The organism is Rhizobium sp. No.120, from assembly GCF_054558365.1.
The window spans coordinates 304,002-328,427 of sequence record NZ_BAAJNQ010000004.1 but is presented as its reverse complement, the minus strand read 5'-3'; the positions used below and the strand labels follow the sequence as shown (position 1 = coordinate 328,427).

Here is a 24,426-nt window from a genome sequence, read left to right as displayed (position 1 = left end):
AGCTGCCCGGTTGCCGATCGCATCCGGGCAGCTCAATGAGCGGCGATAGCGTTGCAACATATGATTTCGGACACCGCCTCCGGCGGCACGTCAGGAGAATTATCCATGACAAGCATCGAGCAGATCGGCACAGCGCCGCCACCGCCCCCAGCCAAGATCTTCATTCGCCGTCATTCGGCTCTCACGCGGATAACGCACTGGATCAATGTGTTGTGTCTGACCTTGCTGCTGATGAGTGGCATGCAGATCTTCAATGCCGATCCACAATTACATTGGGGAAGCTACGGAGCGGTTGAAGATCCGTCTTGGTTCGAAATCGCCAGCAATCACGATGGCGACAACATCACCGGAATAGTGCGCGTCGGCCGTCTGTCGATCACCACGACCGGCATTCTCGGTGCCTCCACGGCCGACGGTGAAATGATGCCGCGCGCATTTCCGGCCTGGGCAACGATACCGAGCTACCAGGATCTTGCAGCTGGCCGACGCTGGCATTTCTTCTTCGCCTGGCTGTTTGTCATCAATGGGCTCGTTTACATGGCCTACGGCCTGATCGGCGGTCATTTCCGCCGCGATCTCGCGCCGACGGCTCAAGATATCGTGCCCAGAAATATATGGCATGAAGTCAAGGACCACGCCCGGCTGCGCTTCCCGCAAGGCGAAAAGGCGCGGCGCTACAATGCGTTGCAGAAGCTGACCTATCTCATCGTCATCTTCATCCTACTGCCGCTGATGATCGGTTCGGGATTGACCATGTCACCCGCGATAGACGCCGGGTACCCCTTCCTACTCGATATTTTCGGGGGTCGCCAATCGGCCCGCTCCATTCATTTCATCACCGCCTGGAGCCTGGTGGCCTTCGTCGTCGTGCATATCGCGATGGTCATTCTCTCCGGCCTTTGGAACAACATGCGTTCGATGGTGACCGGCCGCTACGCGATCATCAACGAGGAGACCGATCGATGAGCTCCATCTTCACCCGCCGCCGCTTTCTCATCGGCTCGGCCGCCAGTCTGGGCGCCGTCGGCCTGACCGGATGCGATGACATTTCTCAGAACCAGCATGTACAACAGGTGCTTGCATTGGCGGAGCGGCTGACCATGGGCACACAGCGGCTCATCGTCTCTCCGCAAACGCTTGCCCGAGAATATACCGATACAGACATCTCGCCGAGCTTTCATCCGAATGGATCAATTCAGCCAAACAGCGCTGAATATATCCAGATGGTCGAAACTCAATTTGCCGAGTGGCGGCTCAAGATCGACGGCATGGTCAACAGGCCGATGGAATTTTCGTTGGCCGATCTGAAAAAGCTGCCTTCTCGCACCCAGATCACCCGCCACGACTGTGTCGAGGGCTGGAGCGCCATCGGTAAATGGCAGGGTGTTCCTCTCGGGTTGATCCTGCAGACTGCGGGGCTGAAGCCAGGCGCTCGCTACGCCGTCTTCTATTGCGCAGATGAACTGGAACAAACACTCGACGGCAGCGGCCGCTACTACGAGAGTATCGACCTGATCGACGCCTTTCATCCGCAGTCGATCCTCGCCTATTCGCTTAACGGCAAAGATCTGGAAGTCGAACACGGCGCTCCCTTGCGGCTGCGCGTTGAGCGTCACCTTGGTTATAAACACGCCAAATATGTCATGCGCATCGAAATCCGTGACCGGTTTGATGATCTCTGGGGCGGTAACGGCGGATTCTGGGAGGATCGTGGCTACGAGTGGTATGCCGGTATCTGAGATGTCGTACCAGACGTCGATAATTGGGCGCAGCGACTGTAGGCGATATCAGTGACATGGGCCTACCTCAAGCACGCCATATTTGGCCTCGCTCTTGAACGGAAACGAACCAAAGATCCCATTCGCAGGGCGCCGCGAATGCAACTCGAATGTTGCGGCTCCCTGTTCTCGTACATCAGAGGGGGGCAACGGCATTATTGCCCTCGGATTCATTTCGTTTTGCCCATGTAAGAACTGGCGCCAAAAACCCGTGCAACCCAATCGACACCCATTTAAGGGAGCATTGATCCAGACACGGCCAGGCGCTTTCGTTCCGAAATATCTGGTCAGCGGTATCAGGGATAAGAGCGCAGTGTCACTGAGGTATTCCTATTTACAGGGAATGGAGATGGGCATAGGCCTGTCCGGCACCTGCCATGGCACGTCTCTCGGCTTCCCCGTCAAGATCGACCCCGTCGAATGCTCTTACAAAAATCTGCCACTGTGATGCGTAGTCGCTCGATGCTGCGAGCGAATGGCGAGCGCAGGTACTGATGGACGAACCAAGCAGGCATGCCTGTCGCAGAAAGAACACCGTCTCGAAGTGGAGGGCTTCGGCAAAATAAAGCCAGCCGAGAGCATTCGCAAAATCGATCAAGTAATCTTCGCTGGGGTAAAGGGAGGGAACAACCACACCAATGATCGCCATGTCTGCGGCGACAAAATCGATTCGGCGACGCCGTCTTTCTGCATCAGGGAGAAGCACGACAATCTCCTCATGACGATAGAGCGGATCGATGTCGTGATAGAATCGGTATTGCAATTCCTAGCACCGTTTACAGCAATCGAGATTCGTGAACGGATTGCTCGAATGGGCACCCCGCATCCGACGGCTGTAAGACATAGCGAGCATCGCTCTCAGCCGCTCGCTCCGACTTCCCATTTCCGGGTCGAAATCATCCGAAAGGTTTGGCTTTCGGAAGTCTGTATCTTTGCTGGAATAATGCCATAAACGTTCCGTTTTTTGCTCAAGACGCGATCGGCTCCGTTGCCAGCAAATGACGAGAGGAGCGGGACTTCCCGCCAAAGCTCCGGCTGAAGGTTTTGACATTCCCTCATACCCAGCCGCCATCGACGATGAATTGCTGGCTCGTACACATGGCGCTGTCGTCGGAGGCAAGGAAGAGCGCCATACGGGCGATGTCGTCAGGCTGCACGCGGTCGGGCAGGCATTGGCGGTCGGCAATCTGGCGTTCACCGGCCTCCGTCAGCCAAAGGCTTATCTGCCGCTCCGTCATGACCCAACCCGGCACAAGGCAATTGACGCGTATACGCTCCGGCCCAAACTCACGAGCAAGCGCGCGCGTGAGGCCATAAATGCCGGCCTTCGCCGTGACATAGGCCGGACAATCGGGATCTCCCACCATCCAGGTGATCGAGCCGAGATTGATGATCGAGCCGCCGCCAAGGGCTTTCATGAAGGGTCTGGCTGACTGCGCGGCAAAGAATTGGTGTCGCAGATTGACGGCCATCCGATCATCCCAATAGGCGACTGTGACATCATCCGTTTGATGCCGGTCATCATTGCCGGCATTGTTGCAGAGGACCTGGATCGGCCCGTTGCGCGTCGCAGCCTCCGCCATTGCCGCCTGCAAAGCCTCTATATCGCGCAGATCGCACGGGATGAAGAGCGGTGAGGAGGCTCCTTCCGACACAAGTGACTGGACAAGGGCGCGCGCGCTTTCTTCGGCAATATCGACGAACGCCACCCGGCTGCCCTGCGCGCAAAACTGTCTGACAAGGCTTTCGCCAATACCGCTGGCTCCGCCAGTAATAAAAACGCTTCTGTCGTTCAGACTTGAATAGGCACCAAACTTATTACTCATTTCCTTGCTCATCATCTGGGCTTTCACGAAGGGGCTGTGTGGGGACGGCGCCGCACGCACCCGGTTTGCGGCGACGCCTTGATTTTTGCAGGGTAAAGCCTGCGCGATGCCCGCACCGGCTAGAATTTCATATTGACGTTGAGCTTGAAAGAATGGTCCTGGGCATTGCTGGCAATCTGACCGGAATAGGAAGCACCAACGGTTGCCGTCGAGGAAAGGGCGAAATCGAGACCCGCCTCCATGGTCAGCGCGTCCTTGGCGATCGGTGCGCCATCTATAGAGAAACTCGCTCCGGTATTGAAGGCGAAGTCGGAGTTTGGCGTCTTATCCCCATAGGCATGCTGCCAGCCAAGCATCCCGCGTGCTTTTGCCTTGACGTCGGACATCGGAATGTCGGTCGAAGCGCGAAGACCAAGCGTGGTGAAGGTCGTGTTGATCGAGCCCTTGTCGCTTGCCAATGCGGTGGTCTTCCCGCCGGACTCGGCGAATGCCTCGCTACCGAGATGGACGTAAGCGAGATTGGCGAAGGGCTCGAGAGCCACCTGACCGGCGTCGAACTTGTAGCCTAGTTCGGCGAAGGCTTGGGTAGTGCGAGCCTCGTAATCGGCCGAGAGCGTCTCGTTGAAGGCCGGGAAAACGACGTGGCGGGTCGTGCTGATGCTATGCGAGGTATAAATAAGGCCGGATCTGAAACCGAGTGAACCCCATTGCGAGCCACCATATAGGCCAAGGTGATAATTGTCGCTTGAGCCGGAAGACGAACGGGCGTCGACATCGAAGCTGGTGTTGCTGTATCCGCCGAGGATGCCAAGCCGCCATATCCCGGCAGATGCGTCCGCGCCGAAGAGAAAGCCGGCGGTCGAATGATCCATTCCGGCCGCATAGCCGGCGCCGTCTGCCTTGCTTCTCGCACCGATCGCCTGGCTCCAGATTGCGATCCCTTCCGTATTGCCGCTTGCCTGCTGGACGCCCTTCTCGTCATAGGTCATCACGGGCAAGGAGGATGCGCCGACACCATCGAATGCCGATCGGATGCGCTCGTTGACGGCATCGCGCAGATAAAGGCTATCGGTTATGAACGCCCCTTTGATACTGGCATGGATCTCGCCGGAGAGCGCATTGCCGTAAGGCCGCAGATAGCGATAAAAGCCGATAGTCTCATCAGCATCCGGGGTCAGCTGCTCCCTGTTCGAGACATAGAGGGACCAACCATCCTTGGTCTGAGCAAAAGATAATCCTTCGACTTCTTGGTCGAAATCGGTCTTAAGATTGCCCAAGGTTTCGACCTGGCCAGTTGCAAGATTGGCGCGGTATATGAATTTCGAGTCATTGTCGGTGGAGAAATACATCCAACCACCAAGCAGCTTTCCGCCCTGTGCCTGGTCAATGGTCTGCGAGAGCGGAATATATTTCTTGAACGACCAATCGGAAAGATTGTAGACGGCGATTTCCTTGGCATTATCATAAGCCATGCCGTAACCAAGGCCGTTTTTGGCATCGACTGCGACCCAGCTGGCGATATCCTGCGTTCCATGTGGCGGGTTCAGCGCGAAGGATTTGCCGGTATAGGTCATGTCGCTGGCGTTATAAATTGCAAAGACAGGCGTGTTGTACCTGCCGCCGGTGACCGGATCCCGCCGACTGGAGTCAAGCGATATATAAAGCAGGCCGTTGGCGTAATCGATATCGCCGATATGGTTCAAGCCCTTGGGCGCAGAAGCGGATGGATTTGACAGGGCAGTCGCAATCGCAGGTGAACGACGCAAGGTGGTATTGAAATTGAGATCTGTTCTTTCCAGGGCATTGGTGCCGGAAAAGTACCAGCTAGTTCCGTCCGTCGTTACACCCTGGCCACGATAGGTGTCGACATCGCCGGTAAAGGTCTTCTTCTCGACCATGATCCAGGGTTCGACTGCATAGGCTGGCGCCGATATCATGCAGGCAAGGGTTGACCATAATACCAACGGTTTCACCATTGGAGGCGCACGACGAGCCGAATTATCCGCAGAAGCTGCAATGGCTATCCGCCTGCGAATATCCTGCCGGGTTAAGTCGCTAGCATGAGTTTTCTTTGAAGATTGCATTTTGAAGTTTTCCTGTGAGGGTCTTCGATAGCCACAGGAAAGCGACCGGCTTAAAAGCTGGCGAAGCGAAATGTGGCGGCGGTGAAAAGTCAGTCTACGGAAAGCGCGAAACTAAGAATGAACGAGCTCAGTGCCGTTGCCGCGGCAGGTATGATCGCCACTGAACATAAGGGGCCGGTAGATGCCCATCGCGTAGCGAACAAGCAGTTAGCCTTAAAGCAATACCTCTGAATATTCTCTAGAAAATACGCCAGCTTATTTTCGAAATAAATCGAATCTCTAAATATAAAACCGAGAATGAGATTTAGCTTCAAGTGCTTATCATGTGTAAATATAGTATGTGGCAAATTACCGCCGAGATAAGTGGAAGTATTTCTGAAACCTGGCATGTCGGCAACGCTCTATACTCTTATTTGGCCGTTGACGTGACTCTCGATAACATGTTCAATAATGCGACTATTAAGGGAGATAAGTAACAATAATATGAATAGTATGAAGAATCGTGAACTGTCGTCGAACATGCTGCTGGCGGGCTCCCGCGCGCAGGGGTCGATGGGTGTCAGCCTGCACGCAAGAGTGCTCAATGAGATCGGTCAGAGCATTATTCGTGGTGAGATCTTGCCTGGTGAGCAGTTGCCTAATGCGGATGATTGGAGCGCGTCCTACGGCGTGAGCCGTACCGTCTTGCGCGAGGCGATCAAGGTTCTCATCGGAAAGGGCATGGTGGAGTCGCGCCCAAGAATAGGAACGAGAGTACGCCCCCGCAAGGATTGGAACTTTCTCGATCCCGACGTTCTTGTGTGGCGTTATGGATACCGGACGACGGTGGAAGAGGCTCGATCTCTGTTCGAATTGCGCCGAGCAATAGAGCCTGCCGCCGGGGCGCTGGCCGCAAAACGAGCAACCGAAGCGCAGATCGCTGAGTTGCGGCGCCTTCTCGTCGAGATGGAAAGAGCCGGTGACGACCGCGAACGCTTTGCTATCCCCGATCTCGCCTTCCATCAGGCTGTGCTACATATGTCTGGCAACGAACTGATCGGCTCGCTCGCCGCCCTGATCGAAACAGCGCTCGTCATCAGCTTTCGACTTACCGATGACAACCCGCAAGGCCAGCGACACTCGCTTCCGCTACACAAACAGGTCGTCGACGATATTGCTGCCGGTGACGCTTCGGGCGCCAGCGCGGCTCTGATTGCTCTGCTCGATCATGCGGAGGAGGATGTCAAAAGCGCACTCGCTGCGCGATCCGCTCGCCAAAAATAAGGGCTGCATACCATGTAGATTTTGCGGAAGCTCTGCCGAGGTCAGGACCTTAACGACACCGTAAAGTTAATCAAGGCGGCGCGAGGGATCACCGTTTCCCATCGGACGGCTGCCTTTGGGCCGAGAAATTTGGTCGGAACTTTGCGCATGACATCCGGCGACGCTCAGCCGGAAAGCTGGATGAGAGGGCTTCGATCGTCACACCGCGGCGCCTTGCCCGCAAATCGCCTGCCGGATCTCCTCCTGCAGCAACGCTGCCGAGTTTAGCCTTAGCGAGCTTTCTTGCCTGCTCGACGGTGATCTGACCAAAACGTCCTATGGTCAGGATTCGTTGGGTAGCCGAACGCCCGCTGCCGTCGGCCCGATATTTGATGATGAATGTCTTGAGCCGGTGGGAGTGATGCGAAGACCGAAGCCGGAAAGCTCGCATCCCAAACGTGGTAGCGTTCATGATCGGGTCGAGCCGCGTCAACGACACGCTTCGTCAAAAGCACGGTGCTGCGCTTGCCCATTTAGCGCCCTCCAAGACTTTGAACAGGACACCACAGTGGCAGAAAGCCGCAGGATATTGGTAGCGCGCAATCGGCGAACGTGTCAATCTAACATATTGATATAGTAGCACTATTTATTGGAATTGGACATAGTGAAGTTAACCGTCTTTATCCTCGGAGCGGATATAAACCTGCAGCGTATAACCGATATGCTCGGTCATCAGAGCCCGTGCACGTTCGATATCGCGGTCGAGGGCGGCTTCCATCAAAGCCGTATGATGCTGGATCGCCATGGCGTCCTGCAGGGCAGCGGCAGCTTCTTCGTAACCGATGGAGAGGCCGGCTGCCGCGCGCTGCGTTGGCGCCAGACCTAGAAAGCGATGGTGGCGGCGAAGCTGATCCGCGATGGTGGACCGGAAGCGCTGAAGCCAGTTCGATGTCGCAGCACCGACAAGTGCTGCATGAAAGGCATTGTGCTTCTCGTCCCATTCATCCGCCATTTCGTCGGAGGTGGAGCCGAGCACGATCTTGCAGCGTGACAGGCGGTAATGCGCCGTCACAACCGCCGATTCCCAATCCAGCCCGCCCTTCTCGATCGATTCCATGAAAAGCGGCAGTTCCACGATCATGCGCGCGCGCGTCAGATCCTCCAATTCGGCGCGCGATACGGGAGCCACCGCAAAGCCGCGATTGCTGACCGCAGTAACCAGCTTTTCAGCTTCCAGCCGCGACAGCGCCTCGCGCAGCGGCGTCCAGCCGACGCCGTAGGTATCTCGAAGCATGCTCAATCTTAGCGATGCACCTGGCCTCAACCGAGTATTGAGGATGTCGCGCCGCAACAGCCAGTAAGCCGCCTCCGTTTTGCTCAGGGCATCGGTGTCTTGCATGATCCTCATCCCAATCCCTCCGCATCGAATTATATATAAAATCCTTTTCTCTCAAAATTATATATAAAACCTGCCTGTGGTGAATATCATATATCGCAAATTGACAGTCTTGCGGCAGTCGCTATGATCCCGCGCAAGAGAGCCGGCGGAACACGGCTCCTTGTTACATTCGGGAGGAAAATATGCTGAGATCTACATCTAAATGGCTTTCCGGCCTCGTCGTCGCCGGCGCCTTCGTTGCCGGTATCGCAACGGCATCGGCCGAACCGATCAAGATCGCAATCGCCAACTTCGGTGAACATCCGCAGCTCAACGCATCGATCGCCGGCTTCAAGAAGGCGCTCGCCGACAACGGTTTCGTAGAAGGCAAGGATGTCGTCTATTCCGAGAGCAACACGAGTTTCGACGCCTCGCTTGTTCCGCAGATGATCGCTAAGCTTCAGTCCGAACACCCGAAACTGATGTACACGGTCACCACGCCGGTGTCGCAGATCGCCAAGAAGGCACTCGCAGGCTCCGGCATTCCGATCGTCTTCACCGCCGTCACCGATCCGGTCGCCGCAAAGCTCGTCCCGTCCTGGGATGCAGGCGACGTCGGGATCACCGGCTCGAGCGACCTGCAGGACATCTCCGCCATCCTGACCTTCACCAAGAAGCTGCTTCCGAATGCCAAGCGTATCGGAATTCCCTACAATCCGGGCGAGGCCAATGACGTGGCGTTGCTCGACAAGGTCAAGGCGGCCGCTCCGGCAGCCGGATTCGAAGTGGTTCCTGTCGGTGTCGACAACGTCAACGACATCCAGCAGCGCATTGCCTCGCTCGCCGGCAAGGCAGACGTGATCTACACGCCCGCTTCCAACCTGCTGCAGCCGGCAATCCCCGCCGTTGCCGCCGCCGCCCGCCAGGCACAGATCCCGATCGTCAATTCCGATGACGCGGCCGTCCGCAACGGCGTCGTTCCGGCAAGCTTTGCCGTCAACTATGAACAGGTTGGCGAAAACGCCGGCAAGATCGCCGCGCAGATCTTGAAGGGTGCCGATCCGAAGACGATCAAGCCTTCCGTTCCGGCTTACAAGGACCATGCGCCGCTGATCAACAAGACCGTGTTGAAGGCATTCGGCGCCGAAGTTCCGGCTTCGCTTGCCGATTGCAATTGCTTCACGAAGTAATTGGCGGCATCTTCTACTGCATAACTCCCTAAATCGACGTGGATTTAGGGATAAAATTATGCAGCAGATTTAAAGCGCTACAGCGATCTTTGCGCGTCATATGTGACGCGCGGCGCTGTAGGATCAATCCGATCCATGGCGGCGTTAAGACGCCGCCATTTTATAACCCTACACCGCAGAGAGGCACGGATGCTCGAGATCAAATCCGCGCGCAAGGTTTTCTATAAAGGCCAGCCCGACGAGAAAGTAGCGCTCAACGGCCTGACGCTCTCCCTGAAGACAGGCGAATTCGGCGTCGTTATCGGTTCCAACGGCGCTGGAAAGAGCAGCATGCTGAATGCGATCTCCGGCGCCCTCAGCCTCGATTCCGGTCAGATCCTCATCAACGGCGATGACGTCACGAACATGCCGGTTCACAAGCGCGCCGCGCGTCTGGCCCGCGTGTTCCAGGACCCTATGAAGGGAACGGCCGCCAGCATGACGGTCGGCGAGAACATGCTTCTTGCGGAGCTGCGCGGTAAGCGCAGAGGATTTCGCCCCGGCCTGAATGCCGCCCGCCTCGCCGCCTACAAGGAGCGCCTTGCCGTGCTCGGCCTCGGCCTCGAAAACCGGCTGGACACCAAGGTGGAGCTGCTTTCTGGCGGCCAGCGTCAATCGCTGTCCCTCATCATGGCAGTCGGCGGTTCACCCGACGTGCTGCTGCTCGATGAACATACGGCAGCGCTTGATCCGCGCACCGCCGATATCGTCATGCAGGCAACGGTGCGCACGGTCGAGGCGCTCAAGCTGACGACATTGATGGTGACGCACAACATGCAGCACGCCGTCGATTTCGGCGACAGCATCATCATGCTCGATGCCGGCCGCGTCCATCTCGAAATTACCGGGGATGGCAAGCGGCGCATCACCGTGCCCGAACTCATCGGCCACTTCGCCGTCAAGACCGACCGCATGCTGCTGGTGAGCTGAGATCATGATGGATTTCATTCAGACTACCGTTTCGAGCTTCGTCTCGCTCATCCCGGTCACGCTGGCTCAGAGCTTCATCCTGAGCTTCGTCGTTCTCGGCATCATGATCCCCTTCCGGATGCTGAGCTTTCCGGATCTGACCAGTGAAGGCGCGTTTCCGCTCGGCGGCTGCGTCTGCGGCATCCTGCTTGCCGCCGGTATCGCACCGCCGCTGGCGATCGCCGTCGCCTTCGTCGTCGGCCTTGCTGCCGGCTGCTGCACGGCCTTCATTCATCTGCGCTTCCGAATCCATACGCTGCTTGCCGGCATCCTGATGTCGACGATGCTCTACAGCGTCAATCTCGGCATCATGGGCAAGTCGAACCTCTCGGTTTTCGGCTCGCCGACCGTATTCGATTGGGTGCCGTTCGCAGCACCCGGCTTTCCGACCAGCAAGATCGTCATCGCCGGCATCCTCGCGCTGATCGTTTTGATTGCCCTCAACCTCTATTTCAAGACGGAAAAGGGTACGGCCATGCGCGCCGTCGGCTCCAATCCCGATATGGCCGAAGCGCAGGGCATCAATGTCTGGGCCGCCACTATCGGCGGCGTCGGCATCGCCAGCGCCTTTTCAGCCGCAAGCGGCGCGCTGATGGTTCAGTCGCAGGGCTTTGCAGACGTCAACATGGGTATCGGCATCCTGATCAACGGCCTTGCGGCGCTGATGATCGGCGAGGCCTTCACCGGCAAGCAGACCGTGTTACGTCAGCTGCTGGCGCCCTTCGTCGGCTCCATCATCTACTATCAGCTGGTGTCGCTGTGCCTTGCCGCCGGCATGCCGCCGCCGAACCTGAAGCTCGCCACCGGCCTGTTCGTGCTTATCATGCTGGCGCTCCCAAGCATCCGCCGCAGTCGCGGCGGAGCGGTCACCCGAGAAACCATTCGCGAATAGATTACGAGGCAACGACATCATGGATAGCCTTCCCGATCTCGCGGCCGTCGAGGCCATGGACGAGGCAGACCCGCTGCGCGTCTTCCGCAGCCGCTTCGCCCTGCCCGCCGGCGTCATCTATCTCGACGGCAACTCGCTCGGTGCTGCCTCGCACGAGGTCTTTGCCGAAGTGCGCCAGGCCGCCATGGAAGAATGGGGCAACGGCCTGATCCGCAGTTGGAACAGTGCCGGGTGGTTTCACCTGCCGCTTGAGCTCGGGGACCGCGTCGGCCGGCTGATCGGCGCCGCCGAAGGCCAGACTGTCGTGACCGACTCCACCTCGATCAACATCTACAAGACACTTCATGCAGCGCTCGCAATGCGACCGGATCGCAGCGTGATCGTGGCGGAGGGCGACAGTTTCCCGACCGATCTCTACATGGCCGAAGGCGTCGTTTCGACGCGTCCTGGTGTCACGCTACGCCTCGAAGGCCGCGATGCCGCTACCATCGAGGAATTGATCGACGACAAGGTCGCGGTCGTGCTCGTCAATCATGTCAACTACAAGACCGGCGAGTTGCGCGACATGGCGGCGCTGACGAAGCGCATTCAGGCGGCAGGCGCACTCGTCATCTGGGATCTGTGCCACAGCGCCGGCGCCCTGCCTGTCGATCTCGATGGTGCCGGTGCCGATTTCGCCGTCGGCTGCACCTATAAATATCTGAATGGCGGCCCGGGCGCGCCGGCCTTCATCTATGTTGCTAAGCGTCATCACGCCTCGATCGTCCAGCCGCTCAGCGGCTGGTGGAGCCATGCGCGCCCCTTTGCCTTCGAACGAAGCTTCGACGGCGATGCCGGCATCAAGCGTTTTCTCTGCGGCACGCAGCCCATCCTCGCCCTGCGGGCTCTGAAAGGGGCGCTGTCCATCTGGGAAGATGTGGACATGAACGCGCTTCGCCGAAAGAGCATAGCGTTGACCGATCTCTTCATCCGTCTGGTCGAAGCCAAATGCGGCCAATATGGTGTAGAACTTGAGACGACGCGTGACAGCGAAAAGCGTGGCAGCCAGGTGTCCTTCATCCATAGCAACGCCTACCAAGTCATGCAGGCGCTGATCGAACGCGGCGTCATCGGCGACTTCCGCGCCCCGTCGACATTGCGCTTCGGCTTCACGCCGCTCTATGTCGGTTATCACGACGTCTGGCGCGCCGTGATGGTGCTTGAGGAAATCCTGAGCAGCGGATCATGGAAAGACGCGCGCTTCACCGTGCGCGCCGCCGTGACCTGACCTTCAGGTACCGGCAGCTGGAGAGAGGAAGCTGAACATGAGCTATTTCAGGGTTACCGATTGGGACGCAGCCTATACCAATGGTGCCTATATCGTCGACGGTGACCAATGGCCAGCCGCCTGGGTCGAGCCAGCGAAAACCTTTCGCGACAGGCTGACGGCGGCGGGACGCGCAAAACTCGATTTCGCCTATGGTCCTGCGGAGCGCAATCGCTTCGATCTCTTTTTCCCTGAAGGCCAGCCGAAGGGATTGGTGGTCTTCGTCCATGGTGGCTACTGGCTGCAACTGGACAAGAGTTATTGGTCGCACCTTGCCGGCGGCTCCGTTGCAGCCGGATATGCCGTCGCGATTCCCTCCTATACTCTTTGCCCGGAAACTCGCATCGCCGAGATCGGCAAGGAGATTGCAGCCGCGATCACGAAAGCGGCCGAACTCGTCGGCGGCCCCATCGTTCTGACGGGCCATTCGGCCGGCGGTCAGCTCGTTGCCCGCATGATGACGACGACGTCGCCGCTGGGCGAGGCGATCTGCAAACGCATCCGGCATGTTCTCGCCATTTCCGGCGTCCACGACCTGCGGCCGATCATGAAGCGCGGCATGAACGAGCAGCTTCGCATCGATGATGCAGAGGCAAGGGCCGAAAGTCCGGCGCTTCTAGAGCCGATCGACGGCATTCGCCTTACCTGTTGGGTCGGCGGCAGCGAACGCGCCGAATTCATTCGCCAAAACGCGCTACTCGCGAATATTTGGACGGGACTTGGCGCGGCGACCGAAGTCGTGGTGGAGCCCGATAAGCATCACTATTCGATTCTGGATGGCCTCATCGAGGCCGAGCATACGCTGACGCGGGCCTTGCTAGCCGAATAACATCTTCGCGGCGGGAGAAAAGAGGTGCCCTCGGCGCTATCTGCACCGAGGGCATGCTACTATCAGCTATAGAGATAGTGTCAGTTGTTGACAGGCGCATTCATCGCCCAGGCGACGCCGAAGGGATCGCGCAGCTGGCCCCAGCGATCGCCCCAGAACATCACCTGGGGCGCGACGACTACTTCGGCTCCGGCATCGACGGCACGCTGCCACCAGAAATCGAGATCATCGACGACGAGCTGCATGGTGAAGGACTGCGGCGTTTCCAGCGCATGGCCGTATTCCGGGAAGGCATCACCGAGCATGACCGAGCTGCCGTTTATATAGAGATGAATATGCATGGTCCGGCCTTTCTCGTCGACCGGATACATGAAGGCCTGTTCGGCACCGAAGGCGCGCTTGTAGAATTCGGCTGCCTTCACAGCGCCATCTACCGTCAGATAGGCTACGACGCCGCCGCGAACCGGCACGCGCGGCTGTTGGGATTGTTCTGTTGCATCGGTCATGTTGGTCTCCTTGGAGCGGTTCTTGGTCTCATGCCCTTGTCGGGGCTGACCCAAGGACGTTGGTCAACTACCCTTCCCGACAACAAGGTACCAAATTTTTTGATTATTATTTGCGATGGCCGTCCAAGCGTTTCGGCGGTCATACATGCGCCGGCATTCAGGCGCGCATAAGCCGGGCGAGGCGAACTTCGCCTAGAATTCGCGCCAGGGCATCCTCGCGTGACATTGGCCGCCCGAGCAGGAAACCCTGCACCTCGTGATAGCCCTCGGCCCGCAATTTCGCCAATTGCGCCTCCGTCTCGATGCCTTCGGCCAATGTCACCGCATTGAAACCCGATGCAATACCGACGACGGCCCGCACAATTGCAAGATTGCCGGGATCGGCATCCATGCCGGCGACGAAACTGCGGTCGAGCTTGATCTTGTCGAAAGAGAAAGAACGAAGATAGCTGAGTGAGGAATAGCCCGTGCCGAAATCGTCGATCGCGATGCGAATGCCGAGCTCTTTGAGGGCACGCAGCAGCGACAGGCTTTGCTCGACCTCGGAAAGCAGGACGGATTCCGTGACCTCAATCTCCAGGCGTCCGGGGCAAAGACCTGTCTCGCTCAGTGCAGAAACGACGGTGGCCAGCAGGCTCGCATGACGGAATTGATAGACGGAGAGATTGATCGCCACTTTCAGGTTGCCTGGCCACTCCATGGCGGTCCGGCAGGCCTCCCGCAGCACCCAATCCCCGATCGGAACGATCATCCCCGTTTCCTCGGCGATGGGGATGAACTCAGCCGGCGCGATGAGCCCGCGCTTTGGATGGCGCCAGCGGATCAGAGCTTCGAAGCCAGAAAGAGCGTCTCCGTCCAGACGGATGATAGGTTGGTAATGGAGTTCGAATTCGTCGCTCTGCAGCGCCTCACGAAGCTCCAGCGTAAGCTGATGGCGCCGTTCAGCTTCGAGCCGCATCTCCGTCTGGTAGAACCGATAGGTCGAACGGCCGCTCGCCTTGGCGGCGTAGAGCGCCAGATCCGCATCCCGCATCAGCACGTCAGCATCGTTGCCGTGCTCCGGTGCCATGGCAATCCCAATACTGCAGGTCACGTGTTCGCGAACGCCATCCAGATCGAAAGGTGCCGAGAGCGATTGCAACAGCAGGTCGGCGAAGCGCCGGGCTCGCCCGGCATCTGCCATCCTTAAAATCAGCGCGAACTCGTCGCCGCCCAGGCGCGCGACGAAATCGCTCCCCTCGGCAAGCTGCTGGAGCCGCTCGGCAACTTGGCGCAGGAGCATATCACCGGCGGCATGGCCCTTGCTGTCGTTGATATGCTTGAAATGATCGACATCGATGTAGAGCAGCGCGATCGGCTTTTCCGGCATCGCAGCAGCCACTTGCCGAACGATGCTCTCGGAAAAGAATGCTCTGTTCGGAAGGCCGGTAAGTGAATCATGCATGGCAAGATGCGCAAGCCGCGCCTCGACGCTACGTTCCTCAGTCACGTCCTGGGAAATGCCGAGCACATAGCGCAGCGCTTGACCCGCCGGGGCGGGAAGCGCCCGTTTTGCCGTCTTCAGGATGCGTGTCACTCCATCCACCGTGTGGATGGTTTCCTCGAAGTAGACGGTTTCAGCGGTATCGAAGGCAAGCCTGTCCTGCTCCCGGAAAATCGCCGTCTGCTCATCGGAGAATATAACATTGTCCGACTTGCCGAGCATATCCTGCGCCGACCGCCCGACGATGCCGCCCAATGCCTCGTTGAACAGGATATAGCGGCCGTCCCGCTCCATATCCTTGACGAAGACGCCGACGGGGAGATTGTCGACGATGCTGTCGAGCAGCGACTGGGTGGCATCGACCTGCCGCCGTGCTGCATTGACCTCGGTGCGGTCCTGCACGATCGCCAGGATTGCCATCTTGCCGTCGAAGCGAATCTCCCGCCCATAGGTCAGAACCTCGAATGTCTCGCCATCGGCCTTCAGATGGGTCCAGCGCTGCGCCGTCTCGATGTCAGTGCGGTGGTGCACCGCATCAAGCATGCGTTCGCGTTCTTCCGGAGGCCGGATATCAAGGACGGTCATGACCGCAAATGCAGCGAGGCTATAGCCATAGAGATCGCGGGCGGCATCGTTGATGATAAGGAATTTCAACGTCTCGGGATCATAGACCCACATCGGCGAAGGATGCGTCTTGAAAAGTGACCGAAAATCGTCGTTCGGGGCGTCGGGCCAAACGGAATTCATAGGAAGGTCGACCTTGCCAATTCGAGTTTGAAGGTTAGCGAATTGGACATTGATAGGCGAAAAAACTAAATAAAATCAAAATAGTAACAAGATTAAACTTTAGGCAAAAGCCTATCGAATATGCAACGGCAGGCTTTATTTCTTCGCCCCGTTCACCGACATGGCACGGCAAATGCCCTGAGGCTCAAAGCCCTGCCTTGCCGATCGCATGGATGACGCCGTGAAGCTCGCCAAGGCCTTTCAAGCGGCCGATGAGGGAATAGCCGGGATTGGTCGGCTTATCGATATCGTCGCCGATCAGATGTCCGTGGTCCGGCCGCATCGGGATCATATGGTCTTCCCGGCCTTCCTCGCGACGCCGTGCCTCCTCCGTGAGCAATGTGCGCAGGATGGCATACATATCGCTGCGCCCCTCCAAATGGGAGGCCTCGACGAATGAACCATCGGCTTCGAGCGCAACGTCGCGCAGATGCGCGAAATTGATGCGCGAGGCGAATTCGATTGCGATAGCAAGCACATCATTGTCGGCGCGAGAGCCGAGAGATCCGACACAGAGCGTCAAACCGTTAGCCGGATCATCCACGCTGCCGAGGATGCGGCGCAGATCCGATGCCGTCGAGACGACGCGCGGCAGGCCAAAAAGCGAGATGGGCGGATCGTCGGGGTGGATCGCAAGCCTCGCACCGAGCTCTGCGGCAACCGGCACGATCTCGTGCAGAAAGGCTTCGAGATTGGCCTGGAGATCCTCAGCCGTCATGCCGTCGAAGAGGGCGATGGCCGAGCGGATGGCGTCACGGCCATAGCTGTCCTCCCCGCCGGGGAGGCCGGCGATGATATTGTTCTCCAGCCGTTGCACGGCCTCCGGCGAGAGCCCTTTCAGCCGCTCCTCGGCCCGCCGCAGCAGGTCCGGCGCATAATTCTCTTCCGCACCCTTCCTGCGCAGGACGAAAGCGTCATAGGCAACGAACTCCGCCATGTCGAAACGCAATGCGAGCGCAGTGGTCGGCATTTCGAAGCGCAAATCCGTGCGCGTCCAGTCGACAACCGGCATGAAATTGTAGCAGACGGTTTTGATGCCGGCGCGGGCGAGATTGGCGAGACTATCCTTCCAGACGTCAATCGCGGCCTTTGCCCCTGCCCCGCCGAGCTTGATGGCGCTTGGAACGGGGATCGATTCACAGACGCTCCAGCGCAGCCCGGCCGCTTCCACCAGCGCCTTTCGCGCTTCGATTTCGGCCGGCGTCCAGACGCGCGAATGCGAGACGTCATGCAGTGCCGTGACGATGCCTGTCGCGCCGGCCTGGCGCGCATGCAAGAGCGGAACGAGATCCTTCGGGCCGAACCAACGCCAGCAGCTTTCCATATGATCCCCCTCCATTTGTCCAGCAAAATACCGCTGAAAGGCGAAATGTCTATCATTATTGGTCGCTTGACGCCACTATTGACCAACAATATGCTTTCAACCACGGGGGAGAGATGGTGGTGGATACCGCTAATATTGAGGATAAAGGTTCGGCGGTCGATCAGGTAGTCGACGCGCTGCGGCGGCTGTTGCGCGAGCGCAATCTCGGTCTCGGAGATGCCCTGCCCTCAGAAGCCGAGCTCGCGTCCATGTTCAATGCCAGCCGCAATACAGTGCGCGAAGCGATCCGCATCTTGAGGGCCTATGGCATAGTCGAAAGCCGCCAGAAGGTCGGCGCGGTGATTACGGACCGCCGCCAGCAGGCGCTGATGGACCTCTTCTCCTTCGCTATCGACATCTCGGCAGAAAGCTTTCTAGATATTCAGGGATTTCGTCGTCTCATCGAGATCAATCTTAGTGATCTTCTGTTCGAAACTGCCGATGAAACCGCCATCGAAAGGCTACGCTCCATCAACGACGCGATGAAGGCCGCATCGACATTGGCCGAGGCTGCGAAACTTGATTTCAGGTTTCATGCCGCCCTTGTCGGCTTCGCCGGCAATCAGACCCTGTCACAAGTCTATGGCATTCTGCAGCCATTGTTGCAGCGGCTTATGGAGGCGGGCAAGCGCTCACGCGAGGCTGTCGACAGCGCCTACCATGATCACCGCGTCATCATCGAAGCGTTGGAACAACGGGATCGAATCGCTTACGCCTATCACATGAATCGCCACCTGCAGGCGGGCCTGCAATTCATCGCGCCAAAGGCTGTTTGAGACATCCATTTCATCACGGATACATGACATGAAAAGACAGACGCTCGACACCGGCTGGACCATCTCGCGCCTTCGCGCGCCCTCCAGCGCACCGGCCCTGCCTAATTCGATCCCCGCGACCGTGCCGGGCAACGTTCATCTCGACCTGATGGCGGCGCAGCTGATCACCGATCCCTATCTCGACGTCAACGAAATCTCGCAGGACTGGATTGGGCGTTCCGCCTGGCGCTATCGTCTGGCCTTTGACTGGGGTGGCGAGGACGCCGAGCGCATCGATCTCTCATGTCTTGGCCTCGACACGGCATCACGCCTGGAACTGAACGGCAGTTTGCTTGGCGAAACCTGCAACATGCATCGCAGCTACCGCTTCGATATCGGCAATCATCTGAAAAGCGGCCGTAACGAGCTGACCGTCGATTTCCAATCCGCCTATGAACATGGTGAGAAAGTCCGCAAGCAGCTCGGCAGCGCCGCCGATATCCCGCAAAATTATCCCGGCCCGAGCAATCTCATCCGCAAGATGGCCTGCAACTTCGGCTGGGACTGGGGGCCGACCGTCGTCACTTCGGGCATCTGGAAACCGATCCTGATCGAGAGCTGGTCGAAGGCGCGTCTCGGCAGCATCCGCCCTGAAATCACGCTGCAAGGCAGCCAAGGCGTTGCGCGCCTGCATGTCGAAATCGAATGGGCTGACAAGGGCACGGATAGTGTGGCGCTCGTCCTCTCCATCGGCGGCAAGCGAGCGGAAGTGCGCGTCGCGCAAGGCGAGACCCACGCGCTGATCGAATGCCGCATCGACAACCCGCAGGTCTGGTGGCCGCATGGCATGGGCGCTCAACCGCTTTACGATCTCGACCTGCAGCTGCTCGGCTCGGATGGGGCGGCGCTCGACGGCTGGAAGCGGCGCGTCGGCTTCCGCTCCGTGCGGCTGGATACGACACCGGACGAGATTGGCTCGGCCTTCACGCTTGTCGTCAACGACGTGCCGGTCTTTGCCCGCGGCGCCAACTGGATCCCCGACGATTGCTTCCTGCCGCGCGTGACTCGCGAACGCTATCGCGAGCGAATTGCTCAAGCCCGCGACGCCAATATGAACATGCTGCGCGTCTGGGGCGGCGGCATCTACGAGACCGATACGTTCTACGAGGAATGCGATGCCGCCGGCATCATGGTCTGGCAGGATTTCCTGTTTGCCTGCGCCGCCTATCCCGAAGAAGGGCCGGTCTACAGCGAGATTGAGGCGGAAGCGCGCGAGGCGATCACAAGGCTTATGCCTTACGCCTCGCTGGTGATCTGGAACGGCAATAATGAGAATATCTGGGGCTATTTCGACTGGGGCTGGCAGGACGTGCTCGGCAATCGCCCATGGGGCGCCGGCTACTACCTCGACCTTCTGCCGAAGCTGGTGGCCGAGATCGATCCGACCCGGCCTTATTGGCCAGGCAGCCCCTATTCCGGCTCCATGGAAATCGCGCCGAATGCCGATGAGCACGGCTGCAAGCACATATGGGATGTCTGGAACGAGGTGGGCTACGAAACCTACCGCAGCTACATCCCGCGCTTCTGCTCCGAATTCGGCTGGCAGGCGCCACCGACCTTCGCAACACTTGCCCAATCCGTTCGCGAGAAGGATCGCGCCCCGGCCTCTCCCGCGGTCTTGCATCACCAAAAGGCAACCGGCGGCAACGATAAGCTTCTGCAGGGGTTAGAGGGCTGGTTTCCCTGCCCGCAAAACTTCGACGACTGGCTCTTCGTCACGCAGCTGAACCAGGCGCGCGCGATCAGCTTCGGCATCGACCACATGCGCTCGCATCGGCCGACCTGCATGGGCACGATCGTCTGGCAGCTCAACGATTGCTGGCCGGTCACCTCCTGGGCGGCCATCGATGGCGCCGGTCGGAAAAAACCACTCTGGTATGCGTTGAAGCATAGCTATGCGCCGCATCTGCTCACCATCCAGCCGCGCGGCAATGGGCTGGCGGCCGTTGCCGTCAATGACGCAACGCTATTCTGGCGTGTGCCCTTCACAGTCGAGCGCTTCGATTTCAACGGCACGCTGCTTGCCCGTCATCACCTCTGGCGCGTCCTGTGCGATCGTTTCGAGAATGCCGATATCGAGATCCCAGCCGAGGTCGCGACCCCGAGCGATCCGCGCCGGGAATATCTGCGTGCGCGTCTCGGCGATGCCGAAGCCTGGTGGTTTTTTGAGAAGGATATGAAGTTGCAATATCCGCAGCCGCGCTTCGACATCGAAAGTGTCCAGACAACGGATGGGATTGCTGTTACCATCACGGCGCAGTCTTTCCTGCGCGATGTCTGCCTGTTCGTCGACCGCATCAGCCCGAATGCCGAAGTCGATGAGATGTTGGTCAATCTAGCACCGGGCGAAAGCAGGACCTTCAAGGTCAAAGGCATCTCCAAGGAAACCTTCGATGATGCCGATCTTTCGGCTGTTATCCGCACGGCCAACCAGGTTGCGGAGCTTCCGCATCATTGAAACCGGGTGCTCTCTCACGGAAAAGATCCGGCGCATTACGCCGGATCGAGCCCTGTATTTTCCGGAAGCAGTCACAAAAGATTGCGCTGGTGAATGGCGAATTGCCTCCTATGATCGGGCGCCGCCTTGTGATCTAGTGCCCTTCATCCGATCCATGAATCAGCGAGATCACGCTTATGTCCTCGGACACCAATCGCAGCTTTCAAACGCCCCGCCGCGAAGAACTTGGCCTCACTACACTCAGCAATACCGCCGGACTTTCGGCTTCGGCACTGCCGAATGGCACGCTGTTTTCGATCGACTTTGCCGACCAGCAGGGCGGCGTCATGATCAATCAGGTCCTCGGTTCGCCCGTCTACGGCGGCATCGGCCGGCTCTTTCTGCGCATCGGCGGCGCCAAGCCGGTAACGACTGAAATCGTCGGTCCGAAGGCTGCAGTACAATTCGGCCACGGCGGAAACGGTTTTTCCTGGAGCGGCGAAACGGCCGGCATCAAGCACACGGTCAGTCTGCGGCTGCACCCGAGTGAGACCGCATGGTTCTGGCAGGTTTCGCTGGAAAACAACACCAACGCGACGCTTTCGACCGACCTCATCCTCGTTCAGGATGTCGGTCTCGGCGACCGCGGCTTCCTGATGAACAGCGAGGCCTATGCCTCACAATATATCGACCATCACATCGCCACCCATGCCGCCTTCGGCCCTGTCATCATGAATCGACAAAACCTTAAGCAGGGCGGCGGGCGAAATCCGTGGCTCGCGCAGGGTTGCCTCGAGGGTACCGCGGCTTACGCGACCGATGCAATCCAGCTGCTGGTGCCATCGAAGGGTGACGATGGCGTCATGGTACCGGACTTCGGCACCAGCCTGCCAAGCGCGCGCCGCCAGCATGAGGTCGCCTGCCCGACAATCCAGTCGAAGCCGCTTTCGCTCGCCACAGGTGGCGCCGCCACTACGACCTTCTTCGGCCTCTTCATCGCTGATCATCCGGCCGCTTCCAGCGATACCGATCTTTCCCATCTCGATGGCCTGCCGAAACTTCAGGGCGAATTGGTGATCGACACGATTGCTGCCGCTCAATCGGCACGCAGTCTCGTGCAGGATGCCCCCCTTGCTGACAGCGGCAGCCTGGATCAGGCCGCCATCGACGCGCTTTATCCGAAGCGGATGTTGGAGGAGCGCGCCGACGGAAAGCTGCTCTCCTTTTTCGTGCCGGATGGAGCGCACAACAGGCACATCGTGCTCCAGGAAAAAGAACGCCTGGTGGCCCGCCGCCATGGCGCTATCGTTCGCAGCGGCCAGAATATGCTGCTCGACGACCAGACGCTGGCTGCCACCTGCTGGATGCAGGGCATCTTCGCCGCGCAGTTGACCATAGGCAACACGTCCTTCCACAAGCTCTTCTCTGTTTCCCGCGACCCTTACAATCTGACGCGGTCGAGCGGCCTGCGCATCCTCGTTGATCTCGGCGATGGCTGGCGCCTGCTCGGCGTGCCTGCCGCCTTCGAAATGGGGCTCAGCGATACCAAATGGATCTACAAGCTCCCCGGTCGCACCATCATCGTTTCGGCAATCGCCTCCGGCGATGATCCGGCCATGCAATGGAGCGTTTCGGTGGAGGGCGAAGCCTGCCGTTTCCTCGTCTTCGGTCATATCGTTCTCGGCGAGCGCGACTATGAAGCCGTAGCGAATATCACAGTCGATACGGCGGGCAAGCGCATCTACTTCCGGCCGCAGCCATCCTGGCTATGGGATCGATATCCAAAGGCTGGATACCATCTCGTCACGTCGACGCCGGATGCACTCGCAGCCGTTGGCGGCGACGAGCTGCTTTACACCGACGGCACCGCCCGCAACGGCCCATTCATCGCCCTGAAATCGTATCCGACGAAGGAGTTGCGCTTTGCCGTCACGGGATCGATGACCGATCCGGATGCGGCCCAAGCCCTTGCCGCGCGCTACAGCGCCGGTGTCGACAGCAAAGAGATGCTCGCGCCCGCGCAACGCTTCTGGAGCCATGTGACGCGGGGCGCCCGCATTGAGGGCGATGGCCGCGATGTGGCGGCACAGGCGATCATGCTGCCCTGGATTGCGCATGATGCCATCGTCCATTTGAGCGTGCCGCACGGGCTCGAGCAATATACCGGGGCTGCCTGGGGCACGCGTGACGTGTGCCAGGGGCCGATCGAATTCCTGCTTGCCTACGAGCATGACGAAGAGGTCCGGCAGATCCTTTCGACGCTCTTTTCCGAACAGTATCGCGATCGCGGCGACTGGCCGCAATGGTTCATGCTGGAGCCCTATGCCAATATCCGCGCCGGCGAGGCGCATGGCGATATCATCGTCTGGCCGCTGAAGGCGCTCTGCGACTATATCGAGGCGACCGGCGACCTCACCTTCCTCGCCGAAACGGTGCCGTGGCGCGCCGACGACACGATGCAGCTGACCTCGGAACGCGCGACGATCTCCGATCACATCGAGAAACTGCTCGACACCGTACGGAGCCGCTTCGTGCCGGGCACAAGCCTCATCCGCTACGGCGAAGGTGACTGGAACGACAGCCTGCAGCCGGCCGATCCGCATCTGCGCGACTGGATGGTCAGTAGCTGGACGGTATCGTTGCTTTACGAACAGCTGGTGCGCTACGCCAATATCCTGACGCTTGCCAGCCGAAATGAGGAAGCACAGGCGCTACAGGCGACTGCGGTCGCCATGCGCGCCGATTTCAACCAGCTTCTGATGCGCGATGGCATCGTTGCCGGCTATGGCGTCTTCGATCCGAGCCATGACGGTGTCGAATTGCTGCTGCATCCGGAGGATACGCGCACCGGCCTCCATTATTCGCTGATCGCAATGACGCAGCCCATGATCGGGGGCCTGTTCACGCCCGATCAGCGCCATGCCCACATGAAGATCATCCGCGAGAATCTGCTGTTCCCGGATGGTGTGCGACTGATGGAGAAGCCGGCGACCTATTCCGGCGGTCCGGAAAAGCTGTTCCGACGCGCCGAATCCTCCTCCTTCTTCGGCCGCGAAATCGGGCTCATGTATGTCCATGCGCATCTGCGTTACTGCGAAGCCCTAGCGCTCGAAGACGACGCGGAGGCTGTATGGGCGGCGCTCGCACTTGCCAATCCGATTGCCGTCAGCGGACGCGTGGAACATGCGTCGCTGCGCCAGCGTAACACCTATTTCAGCAGCAGCGACGCGGCCTTCGACGACCGCTATCAGGCTTCCGCGGAATGGGCGCGCGTCAAGGCGGGCGATATCGCCGTCGACGGCGGCTGGCGCATCTATTCGAGCGGACCCGGCCTCTATACCAAGAGCCTCATCGGCAACGTCTTCGGCTTCAAACGGCAATTCGGCCGGCGCATCCGCAAGCCGCTCCTGCCGACCTCGATCGGCGCCTGCGAGGTCGAGCTGGATTTCAAGGCTTGAGCAGTCGCGAATAGCAAAAGGGGCCGTAGTAACCGCTCCTTTTGC

The 24,426-nt window shown here is 59.0% G+C and carries 18 protein-coding genes and 2 pseudogenes; 12 read left to right on the top strand and 8 right to left on the bottom strand.

Annotated features, from left to right (window positions below):
• The first annotated feature begins 105 nt into the window (after positions 1 to 105).
• A complete protein-coding gene (locus ACYJRZ_RS15435) occupies positions 106 to 966 on the top strand; it encodes a cytochrome b/b6 domain-containing protein (RefSeq protein ID WP_459460170.1) in 861 nt (286 codons plus the stop codon).
• A complete protein-coding gene (locus tag ACYJRZ_RS15430; protein WP_459460168.1) occupies positions 963 to 1,739 on the top strand; it encodes a molybdopterin-dependent oxidoreductase in 777 nt (258 codons plus the stop codon). The genes ACYJRZ_RS15435 and ACYJRZ_RS15430 overlap by 4 nt, the downstream gene beginning before the upstream one ends.
• 373 nt (positions 1,740 to 2,112) lie before the next feature.
• On the opposite strand, the gene ACYJRZ_RS15425 is transcribed toward ACYJRZ_RS15430, so the two are convergent.
• From ACYJRZ_RS15425 to ACYJRZ_RS15415, 3 genes are all read right to left on the bottom strand, one after another.
• Entirely contained in the window at positions 2,113 to 2,484 is a 372-nt protein-coding gene (locus tag ACYJRZ_RS15425; RefSeq protein WP_459460166.1) for a hypothetical protein, read from the bottom strand.
• A gap of 349 nt (positions 2,485 to 2,833) precedes the next feature.
• Positions 2,834 to 3,604 carry an SDR family NAD(P)-dependent oxidoreductase gene (locus ACYJRZ_RS15420; protein WP_459460164.1) on the bottom strand — a complete coding sequence of 257 codons (771 nt, stop codon included), beginning with the start codon at positions 3,602 to 3,604 and terminating at the stop codon, positions 2,834 to 2,836.
• Between the two features lie 119 nt (positions 3,605 to 3,723).
• Complete coding sequence (locus ACYJRZ_RS15415) at positions 3,724 to 5,568, bottom strand: autotransporter outer membrane beta-barrel domain-containing protein (protein ID WP_459460162.1); 1,845 nt, start codon at positions 5,566 to 5,568, stop codon at positions 3,724 to 3,726.
• Between the two features lie 639 nt (positions 5,569 to 6,207).
• Here ACYJRZ_RS15415 and ACYJRZ_RS15410 point away from each other — a divergent pair.
• Entirely contained in the window at positions 6,208 to 6,951 is a 744-nt protein-coding gene (locus ACYJRZ_RS15410; RefSeq protein ID WP_459460160.1) for a FadR/GntR family transcriptional regulator, read from the top strand.
• A 75-nt stretch (positions 6,952 to 7,026) separates the two neighbouring features.
• Positions 7,027 to 7,139: pseudogene (locus tag ACYJRZ_RS15405) on the top strand (IS6 family transposase); the annotation flags it as partial.
• Between the two features lie 89 nt (positions 7,140 to 7,228).
• Here ACYJRZ_RS15405 and ACYJRZ_RS15400 read toward each other — a convergent pair.
• Positions 7,229 to 7,381: pseudogene (locus tag ACYJRZ_RS15400) on the bottom strand (hypothetical protein); the annotation flags it as partial.
• A 219-nt stretch (positions 7,382 to 7,600) separates the two neighbouring features.
• Complete coding sequence (locus ACYJRZ_RS15395) at positions 7,601 to 8,329, bottom strand: GntR family transcriptional regulator (protein ID WP_459460158.1); 729 nt, start codon at positions 8,327 to 8,329, stop codon at positions 7,601 to 7,603.
• A gap of 182 nt (positions 8,330 to 8,511) precedes the next feature.
• Here ACYJRZ_RS15395 and ACYJRZ_RS15390 point away from each other — a divergent pair, with 182 nt between their 5' ends.
• The 5 genes from ACYJRZ_RS15390 (at position 8,512) to ACYJRZ_RS15370 (ending at position 13,533) form a co-directional block, all read left to right on the top strand.
• Entirely contained in the window at positions 8,512 to 9,498 is a 987-nt protein-coding gene (locus ACYJRZ_RS15390; protein ID WP_459460156.1) for an ABC transporter substrate-binding protein, read from the top strand.
• 189 nt (positions 9,499 to 9,687) lie between these two features.
• Positions 9,688 to 10,467 carry an ABC transporter ATP-binding protein gene (locus ACYJRZ_RS15385; RefSeq protein WP_459460154.1) on the top strand — a complete coding sequence of 260 codons (780 nt, stop codon included), beginning with the start codon at positions 9,688 to 9,690 and terminating at the stop codon, positions 10,465 to 10,467.
• Between the two features lie 7 nt (positions 10,468 to 10,474).
• On the top strand, positions 10,475 to 11,398 hold the full coding sequence (locus ACYJRZ_RS15380; protein ID WP_459460604.1) for an ABC transporter permease: 924 nt from the start codon (positions 10,475 to 10,477) through the stop codon (positions 11,396 to 11,398).
• Positions 11,399 to 11,417: 19 nt separating this feature from the next.
• Positions 11,418 to 12,665 (top strand): kynureninase, encoded by a 1,248-nt coding sequence (gene kynU / locus ACYJRZ_RS15375; RefSeq protein ID WP_459460152.1) that lies wholly within the window; start codon positions 11,418 to 11,420, stop codon positions 12,663 to 12,665.
• Between the two features lie 37 nt (positions 12,666 to 12,702).
• Entirely contained in the window at positions 12,703 to 13,533 is an 831-nt protein-coding gene (locus ACYJRZ_RS15370) for an alpha/beta hydrolase (protein ID WP_459460150.1), read from the top strand.
• 80 nt (positions 13,534 to 13,613) lie between these two features.
• Here ACYJRZ_RS15370 and ACYJRZ_RS15365 read toward each other — a convergent pair whose 3' ends face one another.
• The 3 genes from ACYJRZ_RS15365 to uxuA form a co-directional block, all read right to left on the bottom strand.
• A complete protein-coding gene (locus ACYJRZ_RS15365; RefSeq protein ID WP_459460148.1) occupies positions 13,614 to 14,039 on the bottom strand; it encodes a VOC family protein in 426 nt (141 codons plus the stop codon).
• A 157-nt stretch (positions 14,040 to 14,196) separates the two neighbouring features.
• Positions 14,197 to 16,269 carry a putative bifunctional diguanylate cyclase/phosphodiesterase gene (locus tag ACYJRZ_RS15360; protein WP_459460146.1) on the bottom strand — a complete coding sequence of 691 codons (2,073 nt, stop codon included), beginning with the start codon at positions 16,267 to 16,269 and terminating at the stop codon, positions 14,197 to 14,199.
• Positions 16,270 to 16,453: 184 nt separating this feature from the next.
• Entirely contained in the window at positions 16,454 to 17,632 is a 1,179-nt protein-coding gene (gene uxuA / locus ACYJRZ_RS15355) for a mannonate dehydratase (protein WP_459460139.1), read from the bottom strand.
• 113 nt (positions 17,633 to 17,745) lie between these two features.
• Between uxuA and ACYJRZ_RS15350 the strand changes: the two genes are divergently transcribed.
• The 3 genes from ACYJRZ_RS15350 to ACYJRZ_RS15340 all read left to right on the top strand — a co-directional run bounded on the left by ACYJRZ_RS15350 (position 17,746) and on the right by ACYJRZ_RS15340 (position 24,381).
• Complete coding sequence (locus ACYJRZ_RS15350) at positions 17,746 to 18,447, top strand: FadR/GntR family transcriptional regulator (protein WP_459460137.1); 702 nt, start codon at positions 17,746 to 17,748, stop codon at positions 18,445 to 18,447.
• A 28-nt stretch (positions 18,448 to 18,475) separates the two neighbouring features.
• Positions 18,476 to 20,944, top strand: a complete 2,469-nt coding sequence (locus ACYJRZ_RS15345) for a glycoside hydrolase family 2 protein (protein WP_459460135.1) — start codon at positions 18,476 to 18,478, stop codon at positions 20,942 to 20,944.
• Between the two features lie 176 nt (positions 20,945 to 21,120).
• On the top strand, positions 21,121 to 24,381 hold the full coding sequence (locus tag ACYJRZ_RS15340) for a GH36-type glycosyl hydrolase domain-containing protein (protein ID WP_459460133.1): 3,261 nt from the start codon (positions 21,121 to 21,123) through the stop codon (positions 24,379 to 24,381).
• Positions 24,382 to 24,426: the final 45 nt, after the last annotated feature.